The organism is Paenibacillus aurantiacus (assembly GCF_042431225.1).
GTDB lineage: Bacteria > Bacillota > Bacilli > Paenibacillales > Paenibacillaceae > Paenibacillus_Z > Paenibacillus_Z aurantiacus.
Genome location: NZ_JBHMDO010000033.1, coordinates 247334 through 262334, shown reverse-complemented (window position 1 = coordinate 262334; position 15001 = coordinate 247334). Strand labels below are relative to the sequence as shown.

The 15001-nt window shown below is 58.0% G+C and carries 12 protein-coding genes; 8 read left to right on the top strand and 4 right to left on the bottom strand.

Features of this window, described 5'->3' with window-relative positions; genetic code table 11:
- Positions 1–21: 21 nt before the first annotated feature.
- From ACFFSY_RS20095 to ACFFSY_RS20070, 6 genes are all read left to right on the top strand, one after another.
- Positions 22–1287: an ATP-grasp domain-containing protein gene (locus tag ACFFSY_RS20095; RefSeq protein WP_377497344.1), complete on the top strand. Its 1266-nt coding sequence runs from the start codon at positions 22–24 to the stop codon at positions 1285–1287.
- A 25-nt stretch (positions 1288–1312) separates the two neighbouring features.
- On the top strand, positions 1313–1843 hold the full coding sequence (locus tag ACFFSY_RS20090; RefSeq protein ID WP_377497342.1) for a flavodoxin family protein: 531 nt from the start codon (positions 1313–1315) through the stop codon (positions 1841–1843).
- A gap of 291 nt (positions 1844–2134) precedes the next feature.
- On the top strand, positions 2135–2638 hold the full coding sequence (locus tag ACFFSY_RS20085) for a heme-degrading domain-containing protein (protein WP_377497340.1): 504 nt from the start codon (positions 2135–2137) through the stop codon (positions 2636–2638).
- On the top strand, positions 2635–3009 hold the full coding sequence (locus ACFFSY_RS20080) for an MmcQ/YjbR family DNA-binding protein (RefSeq protein WP_377497338.1): 375 nt from the start codon (positions 2635–2637) through the stop codon (positions 3007–3009). The genes ACFFSY_RS20085 and ACFFSY_RS20080 overlap by 4 nt, the downstream gene beginning before the upstream one ends.
- Positions 3010–3261: 252 nt before the next feature.
- Positions 3262–5550 (top strand): 5-methyltetrahydropteroyltriglutamate--homocysteine S-methyltransferase, encoded by a 2289-nt coding sequence (gene metE, locus ACFFSY_RS20075; RefSeq protein ID WP_377497336.1) that lies wholly within the window; start codon positions 3262–3264, stop codon positions 5548–5550.
- Between the two features lie 372 nt (positions 5551–5922).
- Positions 5923–7755 carry a diguanylate cyclase gene (locus tag ACFFSY_RS20070; RefSeq protein ID WP_377497334.1) on the top strand — a complete coding sequence of 611 codons (1833 nt, stop codon included), beginning with the start codon at positions 5923–5925 and terminating at the stop codon, positions 7753–7755.
- Positions 7756–7802: 47 nt separating this feature from the next.
- Here the strand turns inward: ACFFSY_RS20070 and ACFFSY_RS20065 are convergent, their stop codons facing one another.
- Positions 7803–8666 carry an AraC family transcriptional regulator gene (locus ACFFSY_RS20065; protein WP_377497332.1) on the bottom strand — a complete coding sequence of 288 codons (864 nt, stop codon included), beginning with the start codon at positions 8664–8666 and terminating at the stop codon, positions 7803–7805.
- Between the two features lie 188 nt (positions 8667–8854).
- On the opposite strand from ACFFSY_RS20065, the gene ACFFSY_RS20060 reads away from it, so the two are divergent.
- Entirely contained in the window at positions 8855–10153 is a 1299-nt protein-coding gene (locus tag ACFFSY_RS20060; RefSeq protein WP_377497330.1) for an alpha-glucosidase/alpha-galactosidase, read from the top strand.
- A gap of 109 nt (positions 10154–10262) precedes the next feature.
- On the opposite strand, the gene ACFFSY_RS20055 is transcribed toward ACFFSY_RS20060, so the two are convergent.
- Positions 10263–10757 carry a hypothetical protein gene (locus tag ACFFSY_RS20055; RefSeq protein WP_377497328.1) on the bottom strand — a complete coding sequence of 165 codons (495 nt, stop codon included), beginning with the start codon at positions 10755–10757 and terminating at the stop codon, positions 10263–10265.
- A 196-nt stretch (positions 10758–10953) separates the two neighbouring features.
- On the opposite strand from ACFFSY_RS20055, the gene ACFFSY_RS20050 reads away from it, so the two are divergent.
- The gene (locus ACFFSY_RS20050) at positions 10954–12267 is read left to right on the top strand and encodes a hypothetical protein (RefSeq protein ID WP_377497326.1); all 1314 of its coding nucleotides are present in this window, start codon (positions 10954–10956) and stop codon (positions 12265–12267) included.
- Positions 12268–12392: 125 nt separating this feature from the next.
- Here the strand turns inward: ACFFSY_RS20050 and ACFFSY_RS20045 are convergent, their stop codons facing one another.
- Positions 12393–13670, bottom strand: coding sequence for a methyl-accepting chemotaxis protein (locus ACFFSY_RS20045; RefSeq protein WP_377497324.1), 1278 nt, complete (start codon positions 13668–13670; stop codon positions 12393–12395).
- A 115-nt stretch (positions 13671–13785) separates the two neighbouring features.
- Positions 13786–14958 carry an MFS transporter gene (locus tag ACFFSY_RS20040; RefSeq protein WP_377497322.1) on the bottom strand — a complete coding sequence of 391 codons (1173 nt, stop codon included), beginning with the start codon at positions 14956–14958 and terminating at the stop codon, positions 13786–13788.
- Between the last annotated feature and the right edge of the window lie 43 nt (positions 14959–15001).

Genomic DNA, 15001 nt, shown 5'->3' with positions numbered 1-15001 from the left:
CAATAGGGAGGTCAGGTTACGATGAGCAATTCTAAAATCGTCGCTTTCGTGGAACCGAGTTTCTACGGCGTCAGCTTCGCTAAAGCCGCTTATTCGCAAGGGCACAAGGTCGTGGCCATTGTGTCCTCCGTGGACAACCCGACGCTGTACGGTTATGAAGGGATCTATCACGATTTGCTCGTTGCGGACATCCGCGACGAACAGTCGATCTATGACGCGATTGCCGGCTCCGCTTATTACGGCAAGTTGGACGCGCTGATTCCGGCGACGGATTACGCGTCCCATCTGACCGCGCGCGTGGCGGAGCGCCTGGGACTTCGCGGCGTCCCGTACGAAGCGGCGCTTAAGGCGCGGAACAAGGACCTGGCCCGTCAAGCTTACGAAGCGCATGGCGTGCCCGGCGCGAAATATAAGAAAGTCGGATCGTTCGAGGAGGCGTCTCGGGCGGCATCAACGATCGGCTATCCGGTCGTGTTGAAGCCGACGAATTGCGCAAGCTCGCAGGGCGTCTATTTCATTCACGGGGAGGCGGAGCTGCGGGATGCGTTCGAAGAGCTTCGCCAATTCAAAGTCACGTACATGGATTTCAAAGTACGGGACGAATATTTGATCGAGGAATATATCGACGGTCAGGAATTCAGCGTGGAGCTGTTCCTGGAGGATGGCCGGCCGGCCTTCGCCGCCGTGACGGAGAAACAGACGTCGCCGCTGCCGTTCTTCGTGGAAGTGCTGCATACGCTGCCGACGTCGGTTCATGCAGATCGGGAAGCAGACTTGATCGCGACCGCGGTGCAAGCCGTCGCCGCGATCGGCATTACGGGCGGACCGAGCCATGTCGAGCTGAAGCTGTCGCAGACGGGGCCGCGCATCATCGAGGTGAACGGCCGCCCGGGCGGCGACCAGATCTCCTCGGATCTGCTCGTGCAGGCGTTCGGCATCGATGTTTTCGGCGCGACCGTTCGGTACTATCTCGGCGAGCCGGCGCTGCTCGCGCCGATTCGGAAGCGCGCGGCGGCTATCGCTTATTTGCTGGCGGATCGCGAAGGGATCGTCGAGCATGTGGCAGGCGTGGAGGAACTGGCGGACAGCCCTTATCTCGTGCGCGCGAATATTACGGTTCAGCCCGGCGACCGGGTCGTGACCGCTCGCAGCTCGGATGACCGGCTCGGCTACGTCATCACCGCCGCGGATAGGCCGCAAGCGGCGAAGGACGCGGCGCGAAGACTCATCGATTCGATCGCGATCGATTACCGGCAGGAAGAATTGAAGATCGCGCAAGGTACGTAATAAGCACGTGAAGGGGGAGCGAAGGATGAGCATCGCCGTTCTATACGGAAGCTCGAGACGAGGAGGAAACTCTGATTTGCTGGCTGACCGGCTAGTTGAAGGTAAGGAGTCGGCGCGCTACTACTTGTCGTCGTCCCGCATCGAGCCGATCATCGATTATCGCCATACGCAGCCAGGCGCTTATCCGGAGGACGATTACCGTTCTACCCTCGCCGGCGTGCTCGCAGCGGATACGCTCGTCATTGCGACGCCGATCTACTGGTACGGGATATCCGCGCCGCTGAAGCAGTTCATCGACCGCTGGAGCCAGTCGCTCCGCGAAGACCGGCAGGGGTTCCTCGATGCGATCCGCGGCAAGCGCGCGTACTTGATAGCGGTCGGAGACGACGAACCCGGCCGCAAAGGGCTGCCGATCGTGGAGCAATTTCGGCATATTTTCGATTTCGTGGGCATAGAATTCGCGGGGTATGCGCTCGGGACAGGCAATAAGCCGGGCGATGTGCTTACGGACACCAAGACGTTAGCCATAGTGGACGGCTGGCGCGCAGCACTGTAGCGAAGCGACTGTACGCGGATCCGGCATTTTTGGCGAGATCGAAGACCAAGACCTCACGGAGCAAGCTCCACGGTCTTGGTCTGTTTGCGTCCGGCATAGGCGTGCATCGTGAATGGACCGGCGGCATGGCGCGAGGCGGCGTCCTCGCTGGATGCACCAACTCTTTCGGCCGCTCTCTCACCCGTCTCGATGCGATTAACCTGACAGCATTGCCGATTGCCCTGGATGTACGGTCATGATACGCTTGACTGCGAACGCACTTATGACGATCGATAAAGGAGAGAGACGAACATGACTCAACTTGCCGAGCAGCTGCGCGCCATGGAAGAAGAGGAGCGCGAGCTTCAGTTTGACCGATTCGAGAACGAGACGGCGCTTGCGCTGGGGCTTGCGGTTATCGAGGAAGCGAAGCGGCTGGACAAGCGCATCACGGTCGAGATCTACCGCGAAGGTCAGCGCCTGTTCGCCCATGCGATGACCGGCACATCCGCCGAGAACGAGAATTGGATTCGGCGAAAAAACAACGTCGTGAATCATTTCGGCCAAAGTTCCTGGCACGTCGCCCTGCGCGTACGCGATGAAGGCAAGACGCTGGAGGCGGATTACGGACTGCCGCTGGCGGACTACGTCGGCGCGGGCGGGGGCTTCCCGCTCGTCCTTCGCGGGACAGGTCCGATCGGCACGATTACGGTATCGGGTCTTCCGGATCAAGAGGATCACGACTTGTTGATCGCGGCGCTTCGCGCCTTCATCAATCGCGAACGAGAGCTTGACCAGAGTGGCGTTCGCGCATGACGCCCTCGTTCGACGGCCAAGAGATGCTGGACCATGTCAGACGCGCATGCGCCGGACTGCCGGAAGCGGAAGAGTCGGTCGACGGGTTCGGACATACGGTCATGAAGGTACGCGGCAAGACGTTCATCATGATGAATCCGAATGAGGAGACGCCCGGCCTGTCCATCAAATCGGACAAGGAGCAGCAATATCTGCTGCTGCAGCAAGGCGGGTACGTGCGGACGCCGTATATCGGCCAGCACGGATGGGTATCGCTGGACCGGGCAGCCGAGCCGGACTGGGACGAAGTTGCCGGCCTGATCCGCACGGCGTATCTGCTGGCCGCACCGAAGCGGCTGGCCAAAGCAGTGCTGGGAAGCCTCGTCAACTGAGTCATCCTGCGAATATACATAGACGCCAAATAACCAATTCGCGGAACACGGATTGGTTATTTGCGTTGGCGCTGGCAGGAACGAAATCGCTACGAATCTCTCCATGTGAGGCAGCATCATAGCTAGGGAGTCGCGATCCAACCATGGCCGCTATAGCCTCAAGCTATAACGAGATATAGGATTATCCAGTTACCCTCCTGCTTCCCATCCATGCTATCTTTCTAGTAACAAATGGCAGAGGAGAGTTGCAAGATGGCAAGAAGCAGCGTATTAGGGTATCCGCGCATCGGCGAGAAGAGAGAATGGAAGCAAGCGCTCGAGGCCTATTGGTCGGGTCGCTGCGACGAATCGACATATCGTGAACGCATGAAGGACATTCGGCTGGCGCGGCTGCGCAAGCTGCAAGCGTCCGGGATCGATCTGATTCCGGTCGGCGATTTCAGCGAATATGATCACGTACTCGATACGGCGGCGATGTTCGGCTTGGTCCCGAAGCGATTCGCATATGAAGGCGGCGAAGTTCCGGCATCGGTCTATTTCGGGATCGCGCGCGGCACGAAAGAGGCGGCGGCCAGCGAGATGACGAAGTGGTTCAATACGAACTACCATTACATCGTGCCTGAGCTGGACGGGGCGTTACCATCGCTAACAGAGAATCGCCCGCTGCACGCTTATCTGGAGGCCAAAGAGGCGCTTGGCATCGAAGGCAAGCCTGTACTGCTTGGTCCGCTCACGTTCATTCGGCTATCGAAAGGCTATGACCCGGCTGATACGGATGCGTGGCTGGACCGGCTGATCCCCTTGTACGAGCGCGTGCTGCGGGAATTGGAGCAGGCCGGCGCGACTTGGATGCAGATCGACGAACCTTCGCTCGTGCTGGCCGGGGATCGTCAGGACCGCGACCGGCTGCACCGGATCTATAGCGCCTTCGCGGCGGCCGCTCCGCATCTGAGCATCATGCTGCAGACGTATTTCGAATCGGCGGACGATTACGAGACGATCATCGGACTGCCCGTGAAAGGGATCGGGCTTGATTTCGCGCACGGCCGAGACGGCAATCTTGCCGCGATCAGGCAGCACGGGTTCCCGTCCGACAAGGTGCTCGGGGCAGGGGTCGTGGATGGGCGGGGGATATGGAGAGCATCGTTGGCCAATGGCTGCAAGCTGCTGGACGAACTCAAGCAGTTCGTGCCATCCGACCGTCTAATCGTGCAGTCATCCTGCAGCCTGCTTCATGTTCCGGTGACCGTTCGCGGCGAGGATCGCCTGCCTGATGTGCTTAGACAGGCATTGGCGTTCGCAGACGAGAAGCTGGCGGAGATCTCGCTGCTTACGAAAGCGGCCGAGCTCGGTACGGATGCGATCGCCGCGCAGTCTGGCGAGAGCGAAGCGGCGCTGCGGGCTTTGAACGAGCATGCAGCGCGCAACCGCACGGATGTCCATGCCGCGGTGCAGACGGTCGCTTTCCAAGAAGGAAGACGCCATCTGCCGTTCGCTGATCGCCAGCCGCTTCAGCAAGCGAAGTGGCAGCTGCCGCTGCTGCCCACGACGACGATCGGCAGCTTCCCGCAGACGGTCGACGTGCGCAAGGCAAGACAGCAGTGGCGCAAAGGCGAATGGAGCAAGGAGCGGTACGACAGCTTCATCCGCGAGCAGATCGACAAGTGGGTGAGCTTGCAGGAGGAAATCGGCCTCGATGTACTCGTGCACGGCGAGTTCGAGCGTACGGACATGGTCGAATTCTTCGGCGAGAAGCTGGCCGGGTTCGCTTTTACCCTTGGTGGCTGGGTGCAGTCATACGGCTCCCGGTGCGTGAAGCCGCCAATCATCTTCGGCGACGTCGCATTCGAAGGTGCGATGACAGTAGAAGAGACCGCTTACGCGCAGTCGAAGACCTCCCGTCCGGTGAAGGGCATGCTGACGGGACCGGTCACGATCATGAACTGGTCGTTCGTCCGCGAGGACATCGCGCGCGAGCAGATCGCGTACCAGCTTGCTTACGCGCTCCGGCAGGAAGTCGAGGCGCTCGAAGCAGCCGGCATCGGGCTGATCCAAGTCGACGAGCCGGCCGTCCGGGAAGGGCTTCCGCTCAAGCGGGAGGCGCAGGCGAATTATTTGGCATGGGCGGTGAAAGCGTTCCGTTTGACGACGTGCACGGTCCGCGACACTACGCAAATTCATACCCATATGTGCTATTGCGAATTCCACGATATGCTCGGCTCCATCGAAGCCATGGATGCGGATGTTATTTCAATCGAGACTTCCCGTTCGCATGGCGAATTGATTCACCACTTTGAACGACAATCCTATCCGCTGGGGATCGGCCTCGGCGTCTATGATATTCATAGCCCACGGGTTCCGCGGACGGAAGAGATGACCGCCATGATCGACCGTGCCCTGCAGACGCTGGACCCTGCGCTATTCTGGATTAATCCGGACTGCGGTCTGAAGACGCGCGGGGAAGAAGAGACGCTTGCCGCGCTTCGCAACATGGTCGATGCGGCGAGAGCAGCACGGCAGACCTTTGCTCCTATAGCGTAGTGTAAACTCGCTGCTCCTAGTCGTCTCGCTTGTGTTTGTTATCCATCTTATTCAGCAGCTCGGCATTCGGGGGCGGCTATTACGATGCGATCGCCAAGGCAGCTGCGCCGTGTTATTCGGCGCTTAAGCCGTTAAGCTGCGGCGAGCGTTCTACTTGTCCGCGACGAGGACCGCCGTGGCTGTTCTGCGCCTATACTTAAGCTGGGAATTATTCCGCTCAGTGAGCAGTTGATGCCAGCCGAACCCAATAGAGAACGACCGTCGTATTCGGACGGTCGTTTTCTTTTTTTCGTTCCAAGCCAGCGATGCGCATAAGGATGATTCAGCCACGAATGGCAAGACTAAATAGGTACTGGGAGGCGATGCCATAACATGTTTAAGGAATTGTTCACGGACGTCACCTTGATTATCGTATTTCTGTTCGTGCTTCATCTTATTCTCGAAGGTACATGGATCGGTGATGCGGCAACGACACGGAAGCGTATTCTAGTCGGCCTCATTAATGGGGCATATGGCCTTATTCTCATGCAGTTCGCGGTTCGGATAACGGACACGATTATTATGGATCTTCGTCATATCGTTATTGTGCTTGCCGCTCGATACGGGGGGATTGCCGGTGTAATCACGGCTTCGCTGTTGATCGCCACGGGGCGACTTACGATGTTTCCCTTCTCGACGGCTACTGTCATCTCCAGTTCGAACGTGCTCTTGACCGGCCTTATTTGCGCATGGCTAACGATCCGAAGGTGGCCAAGCTGGCAGCGGCTCGTAGGCATGCATGCGGTGAGCGTCGGATCCGTCACGCTGCTCTTCATCTACTTGGTCGACCCTAAGGTGCTGCCGCTGCTTCTGACCTGCTTCTGGATGACATCAGCGCTTGCCGGCCTGATGGCGCAATGGTTCTCCAACGTATTGACGACGAAGAAAGAGATGGCAAGCAAACTCGCGCAGAGCGAAGCGTTCAACCGGACGGTGCTGGAGCACGTCCCCGCGGCCATCCTCATTCACGCGCAGGGCCGCATCGTGTACAGCAACCCGTTCGCCGCCTTGCTTATGGGGGCGTCGTCGCCCAGTCAGCTGCTTGGAGAACCGATCCTTCCATTCATTCATCCGGAAGACAGGCCGCGCGTGCAGGAACGTCTTCGCCAAATCATGGAGGAGCGCAAGCACGCCGAGGCGATTGAGGAGCGGTTCGTTCGGCTCGACGGCGAGATCATCGACGTGAAAGTGACGGGCATCTCGATCGAGTACAACGAACAATCGGCTTCGCTAGTCGTCGTGAAGGACATTACGAGCCGAAAGCGGCAGGAGCGGCTGCTGGCCGAGGCGCACGAGCGAACGTCGAATATTTTGGAGAGTATCGCGGACGCGTTCTTCTCAGTCGATCGGCAGTGGCGCTTCACCTATGTGAACCGCGAGGCGGAACGCGTGCTCGGACGATCGAAGCAGGAGCTGCTCGGACACGTCATCTGGACGCAATTCCCGCGGGTTATGCACACGAAGTTCCATGACGCTTACCAAGAAGCGATGCAGCATGATCGTCCCGTATCCGTGCAGACTTACTTCGAGCCGCTCGGGGAGTGGTTCGAAGTGAGGGCTTTTCCGTCCAAAGAAGGCTTGTCCGTCTATTTCCATAACATTACGGACCGTAAGATGGCGGAGCTTGAGCTGCAGCAGCTGAACGAGGAGCTTCAGCGTTACTCGTACCTGGACGGCCTGACAGGCTTGGCGAACCGCCGCGCTTTCGACCTCAAGCTTCATCTCGAATGGGAGAAGGGGGCGGAGGAGAGGAAGCCGCTATCGCTGCTGCTCATGGATATCGACTATTTCAAGCGGTATAACGACACGTACGGCCACGAGGCGGGCGATCGCTGCTTGAAGCAAGTGGCGGCGAAGCTAAGCGAGCTCGCCGCCGCGCCGGAGCGGTTGATCAGCCGCTATGGCGGTGAAGAATTCGCGATCGTGCTGCCTGGACTAGACGGGGAAGAAGCGTTGAGGCAAGCGGAGACGATTCGAACCGGCATCGAGTCCCTCGGTATTGCCCACGGCAGCTCCAGTGTAAGCGAAGTCGTAACGGTCAGCATCGGCGTCTCCTCGATGCTTCCCAATCTGGAAGTGGAGATGAAGGAGCTTCTGATCGAAGCTGACCGCGCGCTGTACCGGTCCAAGGAACGGCGCAATGCCGTGAGCGTTGGACCGGAATAGACGGCGACGGAGATCATAAGCATGGGGCCATTATTTGGCGCAAGTCCTTAAATCGGTTGGAATGAATCCGGCTTCGTATCGGTATCCAGCAACTTGCGGTATTGACTGGGCGATTGACCGACGGTTTTCTTGAACATTTTGGAGAACAGGAAAGGGTCCAGATAGCCGACGGAACGCGACACGTCGCTGACCGACAGCTCCGGCTGGCGAAGAAGCTCGGCCGCCTGCTTCATCCTTACGTGGAGCAGGTAGCCTTGCAGCGACATGCCGAGCCGCTCTTGGAACAGACTGGAGAGATAGGTCCGGTTCAGTCCGATCTTGCGCGCGATCTCTTCGACCGTGATTCGCTGGCTATAGTGATGGCCGATCCACTCCACGGCTTGGCGGATATACGTTTCTTTGGTCGCAACAGGCCGCGTGTCGGTCGCATCATCCGCTGTGTTTATCAGCTCAGCCAGAAACCGGTACAGGATGCTCTGAAGAAGGAGGTCGGCACCGCGCTGTCTGGAAGCCGATAGGCACTCGTCATAAAAGTTTTCGAAATATGAGGGAGCTGCTGCCCGAAACACCGGATGCGCATCGCTCATTCCGGACTGGGCTAGAATCCTGTGCGCCTCCAGTCCATTGAAGCCGATCCAGGCGTACGTCCAAGGATCGTACGAGTCGGCCTCGTAATGAATCAGCTTCCCCGGCACGATCAGGAATCCGCTTCCGGCTTCAAGAGTGTAAGTCCGGCCTTTGCTGTGAACGTGCCCGCGGCCGCGATGCACGTAATGCACAATAAAAGCATCGCGCAGCCCCGGGCCCCATGCATGGCCGGGCGGACAATGCTCGAGCCCGTAGAAGAGCAGCCGCAGCGTAACAGGATCATGCCCTGCCGGTCCATGTCCGTTGTCCATAATAACTTCCATCGCTCCACGCTCCTTGCCGCCGCTAAGTGTCGATGCCGTATTATAACAGGAAAACGGATGGTTTTTATAGATGATAGCGCTTAACAACTGGCATTATGACAGGAAGAACAGGTTTCCCTCCATGTTCATCCCGTCCGCCGCTCGCTATAGTGAACCTATAACGCGATCATGCCAGGAGGTTATCCACGATGTCCAAAATTACGTTCCTCGGTGCGGGCAGCACCGTATTCGCCAAAAACGTCCTCGGCGACGTCATGCTCACGCCGGCGCTTCAAGGATTCGAGTTGGCTCTGTTCGATATCGATCCCGAGCGTCTGCGGGAATCCGAGGTGCTGTTGAACAATATCCGCCAGACGTCGGGCAGCAGCTGCACGGTGAAAGCTTACGCAGACCGCAAGGAAGCGCTGCGAGGGGCATCCTACGTTATTAACGCGATCCAGGTAGGCGGGTATGACCCTTGCACGATTACGGATTTCGAGGTGCCGAAGAAATACGGTCTGCGGCAGACGATCGCCGATACGATCGGCATCGGGGGCATCTTCCGCAATCTGCGCACGATTCCCGTCATGCTGGACTTCGCGCGCGATATACAAGAGGTTTGTCCGGACGCCTGGTTCCTGAATTACACGAACCCGATGGCGGTCTTGACGAACGTGCTTAACGGGGCGGGCGGCATCAAAGCGGTTGGCCTGTGCCACAGCGTGCAAGTGTGCGTACCCGACTTGTTCCGGTCGCTCGGCATGGATGCAAGCGGGGTGCAGACGAGAATCGCCGGGATCAACCATATGGCTTGGCTGCTCGAGGCGAAGAAGGACGGCGTTGATCTGTATCCGGAGATCAAGCGCAGGGCGGCGCAGAAGCAGAAGGAGAAGCACCACGATATGGTGCGCTTTGAGCTGATGCTTCGATTCGGCTACTATGTGACCGAGTCGTCCGAGCATAACGCCGAATACCATCCGTACTTCATCAAGCGTCAATACCCGGAGCTGATCGAGCGGTTCAACATCCCGCTGGACGAATATCCGCGCCGCTGCGTGGAGCAAATCCGGGGCTGGAAGGAGATGCGCGATTCGCTATTGGCGAATGGGAACTTGGAACACGCTCGTTCGCATGAGTATGCTTCGTACATTATGGAAGCGATGGAGACGAACGTACCGTTCAAAATCGGCGGCAACGTGCTCAATACCGGTCTAATCACCAATCTACCGAAGGAAGCATGCGTGGAGGTGCCGTGTCTGGTCGACGCTTCCGGCGTTACGCCTACGTTCGTCGGGGATTTGCCGCCGCAGCTGGCGGCGTTGAACCGGACCAACATCAATACGCAGCTGCTGACGATCGAAGCGGCGCTGACGGGCAAGAAGGAGCATATCTACCATGCCGCGCTATTGGATCCGCACACGTCGGCTGAGCTGTCGATCGACGATATCGTCGCGCTTTGCGACGATTTGATCGAGGCGCACGGAGATTGGCTGCCGGCTTACCGGTAGGTCAACGATACGCATACGCAAAAGCAGCCGGTCGAGGTCGAGTCCGGCTGCTTTTGCGTTTTCGTTTTTTTTACATATGTGATCAATGGCCGATTGTTGTTGTCAAGCGTTAAGCGCGGCTGCCCGCTCGCGAACCGCGGCCGATCGAGATTTCCGCGGTTTCGCCTTCGTACCAGAGTTGGAACAGATAGAGCAAAACGGCGCTCAAGAGCAGCAGTCCGTAGAGCTGCCACCCGCTAATATGAACATCGATTAGCTTCATGGCTCGAAGGACGGCGGGCATCGCGAACGAGAAGAACGCATCGATCGCTAGATTAACGATCGCGTACACCCACCATTTGTGGAACGAATACGCCAAAATCCAAATTGTGCCGATCAGGAACGCGCCGTAGACGAGCGGAAAGTCGATCGCGCTGGACCAGACAAACATCGGCCGCTGAATCGTCCACCAGTCGTAATGCCAGGCGATCTGGCTAATGACGGTATTCAATAGCGAGACGGCGAGCGCGGCGGGCAAATACCTTCGAATGATCCGCCCATCCAGGAAGAACAACGTCAGCCAAGGGACAATCAGTCCCGTCCACATGAAGACAAGTCCAAGCATGGGGCACCTCCGTCAGTCGTTTTTACCGGTTAGATTTTCCCTGTTAGGTGACGAGTATGCGCAATCCGCGAATTTGCGCCGCCTGCTTCGACATCCAAAGAATGGCTGAGAATACGGCTGGGATGCGTTATAATGGATGAAGGAAATTATTCGTGCACTTCACTAAGCAAAGGGTATGGATTGAAGGAGTCATATGATGAACAAATGGATCGCAGCATGCTTAATGATCGCGATGCTCACCGGTTGCGCGGAGCCGAGTCCGGCGGTCTTGCTCGATGCCGAGGCGCTGCCCGTGACGAAGACGAAACAAGAGATCGAGCCTGCGTCTTCCGGGAAGAAGTCCGAACTGAGCTTCGAGCAATCTACGCGCGAGAAGAACGGCCAGGCGATAATTGAAGAAATCGGCGGGCAGTCGTTCGAGACGGAGTTCGAAGCTTGGGGGAAAGTACGGTTCGTGGCGGCCAAGCGGACGGAGCCAAGCGGATACGCCTCGCTGCAATTGTCGGTTCAGGGGCGCAACGGAAACTTGCTGCAAGCATTCCCGGCAACGGATCTCACGCAGGGACGAAGCCTGCGGACAGTCACGGCCGTTTCGTTCCGGGACGTAGACGGCAACGGACAGCGGGACGTGATCGTGCTCGCGGAATATGAGGCCAGGCCGGAAGCGGGCGAAAGCGGCGTGAATTACGTCACGATTCCGTCAATCTATCTGCAGCGGGGCAAACGGTTCGTGTCGGATACCCAGCTGGAAGATCGGCTGTTCGCCGCAGGAGATATTACGACGATTATGGACGTGATGGCTTTCTTGCGCGGCCGGCATGCCGAGCAATCGGAGAAGAATGCACGCATGCCGGGCGGAGCGGCCATGCCGGATGAAGCGCGTCTCCGTAACCTATGCGTGGCAGCCAAGAGCGGCGATTATGACGAAAGCGACATTATCGACCTTTATACCCAAGCCTATACCGGCTCGAGCAAGGATGCCGATTGGACCTTCTCCGAGATGGATGAAGATATGATGTACGGCGAGCTCGGCGGTTGCTTCCGCCAAGAAACAGAGACGGCGACGGCGAAGGATGAGGGGCTGAAGCGGCATGCGGAAGGGATCGCGGACGCGGTGGAACGCATTCTGCTGGCGAAGTCGGCGATTGACTACTATTACAATGGCGGCGGATCGATGTGGATGCATATGGCCAGCCGTACGCATGGCATCTACGGGTATCGGATATTCCGCTATATTGGCATGAAACAGCAGGCAAGCGGACAAGAGGCGGCCAAATACGATGCGTTGGTGAAAGAGCTTGAATCGGATTTGAGATACTGGGAAAGCCAATCGGTCGATCCGGTATTCGCGGACAACGGCATCGGCATCGAGAACAAGCAGCCGGAATACGACGAGGAGGCGCAAGGATTGAAGGATGCGGTCCGATCGCTCCTGGCGCTGACGTCGGCTAAGGACAAGGCTAGCATTTACTTGCTCAATTTCTTGGCCAAAGATTTAGTGGAATATTGATAGGTAGATGGCTGTCGATTACGGCGCCCGCATGAACATCCCAAAAAGGCTGTCCGCTAATATGAAGCGGACAGCCTTTTTGGGATGTGTAGCGGAATCAGGTTGCGATCTTGCGCGTGATGTAATTAGTTCACGACTGTGAATTTGTCCATAAGCGCGTTCATGCGCTCGCTCAGCTTGTGCAGCTCATCGCTTTGATCGGCGATCTCCGAGATCGCGCGGTTCATATTGCTTGCCAGCGCGGACAGATTCTGCGTGCTGGCGTTCGAGCTGCCGGCCGAGGCTGCCATGTCGTCCACGGATGCGGATACTTCCTCGCTGGCTGCCGCAAGCTGTTGGCCTACAGCCGAAATATCGCCGAGCTTCGCGTTGATGCCTTCTACGTCGGCCAAGAGGTGCAGCATGTTGCGCTCCATGGCCGCCAATTGATCGAGACTGGCGTGGATTTCGAGTTCGGATTGCTCCATCCCCGAGATGGCGTGCGTCGAGTTTTGTTCGATCCCGGCAATCAACGCGCCAATCTGCTCCGCGGACTGATTCGTCTGGTTGGCCAGATTGCGGACTTCCCCGGCGACGATCGCGAAGCCGCGACCGTGTTCGCCGGCGCGCGCCGCCTCGATGCTCGCGTTCAGGGCGAGCAGGTTCGTCTGTTGGGCGATCGTGCCGATGGTTTGGACGAAATGGCTGATTTGGCGGCTGCCTTCCAGGAACTGGCCGATGATGGCGGACAGCCCGGTGAACGTAACGTTGACGCGGTCCATCTGCGCTTTCATCGCGCTCATCTCGCTGCGGGCCATCGACGCGGTTCCGGCCGCTTGAGTCGAGACCGCCGCAGCTTCGGCCGCCCCTTCGGCGATCCGAACGACGCCATGCGCCATCTCTTCCACGGCACGCGAGCACTCCGCCGCCGACTGCGATTGACGCTCAGCCGACGATGCGGAGAGCTGTATATTATCGTTCATATCGCGATAATCCCTGCGCGTTTCCTCCATCTGGCTATGAAGGCCGCCGATGTTGCCGCGAATGCCTTCGGATACGTCTTTCGCTTCGCCGACCAGCTCGTTCAGCCCTTGACGCATGTCATTCATCGGAACGCCGAACCGGTTAAGCGGACCGAGATTCCGCATATTGATGTCGCGCGTCAAGTCGCCTTTGGCGATGGTGGAGATGAACGTCTCGATCTCGCGGAACGGCTTCGCGTAAGCGGCGAAGTTCGTAAACCCGAACGCGGCCGTGCCGATCGGAACCCAGATCAGCATCCATATATTCTCGGACAGCGCCAAGTCGCCTCCCGTGCACAGCCAAGTCAACCCGAGCGCGATCACGGTTATGATCAGGCCTTGAATGATGTTGCGGATGAGATACAGGACCAGCTTCCTGGTTATTTCTTTCTTTGTATTCATACAAACGCCTTCCCCTCTGCCCATATAGCATTCAGACTTCCTCCTGTATATCGGCAGAAGAGCGACGATAGTGAATGATCTAGCGATAAATTCATTCATGCTTGAAGCGGAAGCATTATTCGATCCTCCCGCGGGCAGCGGATACCTGCCAGATAAAGTAACCCGCGCACAATGCCCCGATAAACCCGTACCCGCCGAATACGTCGAAGCGAGCCGACGCGAGACCGAAGCCGAACGAGGCGGCAGCCAGCACCGCGTTCTGGCCAAGCGATTGGAAGGAATCGATCGTTGCTCGCATGTCGGAGTCGATCCTTCGGTGCACATACCCCGATGCGACCGGTTCGGCGATACCCGCCGCGAGACTTGTAAGCAGCATCGCTCCAAGGCTGGTTACATGATGTACGAATGCCGCATAGAAGAACCCGGCCGAAGCGAGCAGCGTGGCGGCCAGAAGAAGCGGCCTTGCGCCGTAACGGCTGAGCAAGCGGTGCGCCAGCAAATTGCCCGGTATGCCAAGCAGCATGATCGAGGCAGAGAATAGCCCGAAATAAGCTGTAGGGACGGCAAGACGCGACAGATAGATTTGCCAGAATTCGTACAGGAAGCTGACCGAAGAGCCGATCACCATCCCGGTAAAAACAATCGAGCGGACATCGGCATTCGCGCGAAAAAAGCGAATCGACGCTCGCAAATAGTCAAGCGGCGCCAGCTTGGCGCAATCTTCATCCGCAGCATCCGAGCGAACTTCAGTAAGGGTCGCGGCGACGCCGACGACGATCAGGACGCTGCCGATGGAGAGCCAATAATGAAGCTCGAGCTTGAAGATCCCGGCCAGCCAACCACCAATAAGCGCGGCGAGCAAAGCGGACGTCAAATCCAGCGCGTTCATGCGCCCCAGCACCTTCTCGTAATTCTCCGCGCGTCCTTCGGCAAGCAAACTATCGTACAGAAGCGCGTTCTCCGCACCGCTGCTGGCTGACCGGCTGACGCCAGCGAGCAGGATGGCCGCGGCGAAATGCCAGAAAGTGTGGGCGAAGACGAGAATGAGCAGTTCGGCCGCGTAGAGGCAGGCGGACAGCAGCAGCATCTGTTTGCGGCTCCACTTGTCTGCCAGGATGCCTGACGGAACCTCCAGCAAGACAATGGCGACCGCGTAGATGATTTCGGTAGACGTCACCATCTGGATCGTCATGCCGCGCGATTCCCAGAACAACCGCTCAATGACATATGCGGGAATGAGACTTGCGAAAAACCGGATGAGATATAGCTTGCGTACGTTACTCTTCATATTTACCGTTCATGCTCCTCTCAAAGTGGGATGCAATTGCATC

Bases quoted from the DNA above. Each gene is read 5' to 3' on its own strand.
- ACFFSY_RS20070 (WP_377497334.1), top strand. From the start codon at position 5,923: ATGTTTAAGGAATTGTTCACGGACGTCACCTTGATTATCGTATTTCTG.
- metE (WP_377497336.1), top strand. From the start codon at position 3,262: ATGGCAAGAAGCAGCGTATTAGGGTATCCGCGCATCGGCGAGAAGAGA.
- ACFFSY_RS20055 (WP_377497328.1), bottom strand. From the start codon at position 10,757: ATGCTTGGACTTGTCTTCATGTGGACGGGACTGATTGTCCCTTGGCTG.
- ACFFSY_RS20050 (WP_377497326.1), top strand. From the start codon at position 10,954: ATGAACAAATGGATCGCAGCATGCTTAATGATCGCGATGCTCACCGGT.
- ACFFSY_RS20085 (WP_377497340.1), top strand. From the start codon at position 2,135: ATGACTCAACTTGCCGAGCAGCTGCGCGCCATGGAAGAAGAGGAGCGC.
- ACFFSY_RS20065 (WP_377497332.1), bottom strand. From the start codon at position 8,666: ATGGAAGTTATTATGGACAACGGACATGGACCGGCAGGGCATGATCCT.
- ACFFSY_RS20045 (WP_377497324.1), bottom strand. From the start codon at position 13,670: ATGAATACAAAGAAAGAAATAACCAGGAAGCTGGTCCTGTATCTCATC.
- ACFFSY_RS20040 (WP_377497322.1), bottom strand. From the start codon at position 14,958: ATGAAGAGTAACGTACGCAAGCTATATCTCATCCGGTTTTTCGCAAGT.
- ACFFSY_RS20080 (WP_377497338.1), top strand. From the start codon at position 2,635: ATGACGCCCTCGTTCGACGGCCAAGAGATGCTGGACCATGTCAGACGC.
- ACFFSY_RS20060 (WP_377497330.1), top strand. From the start codon at position 8,855: ATGTCCAAAATTACGTTCCTCGGTGCGGGCAGCACCGTATTCGCCAAA.
- ACFFSY_RS20090 (WP_377497342.1), top strand. From the start codon at position 1,313: ATGAGCATCGCCGTTCTATACGGAAGCTCGAGACGAGGAGGAAACTCT.
- ACFFSY_RS20095 (WP_377497344.1), top strand. From the start codon at position 22: ATGAGCAATTCTAAAATCGTCGCTTTCGTGGAACCGAGTTTCTACGGC.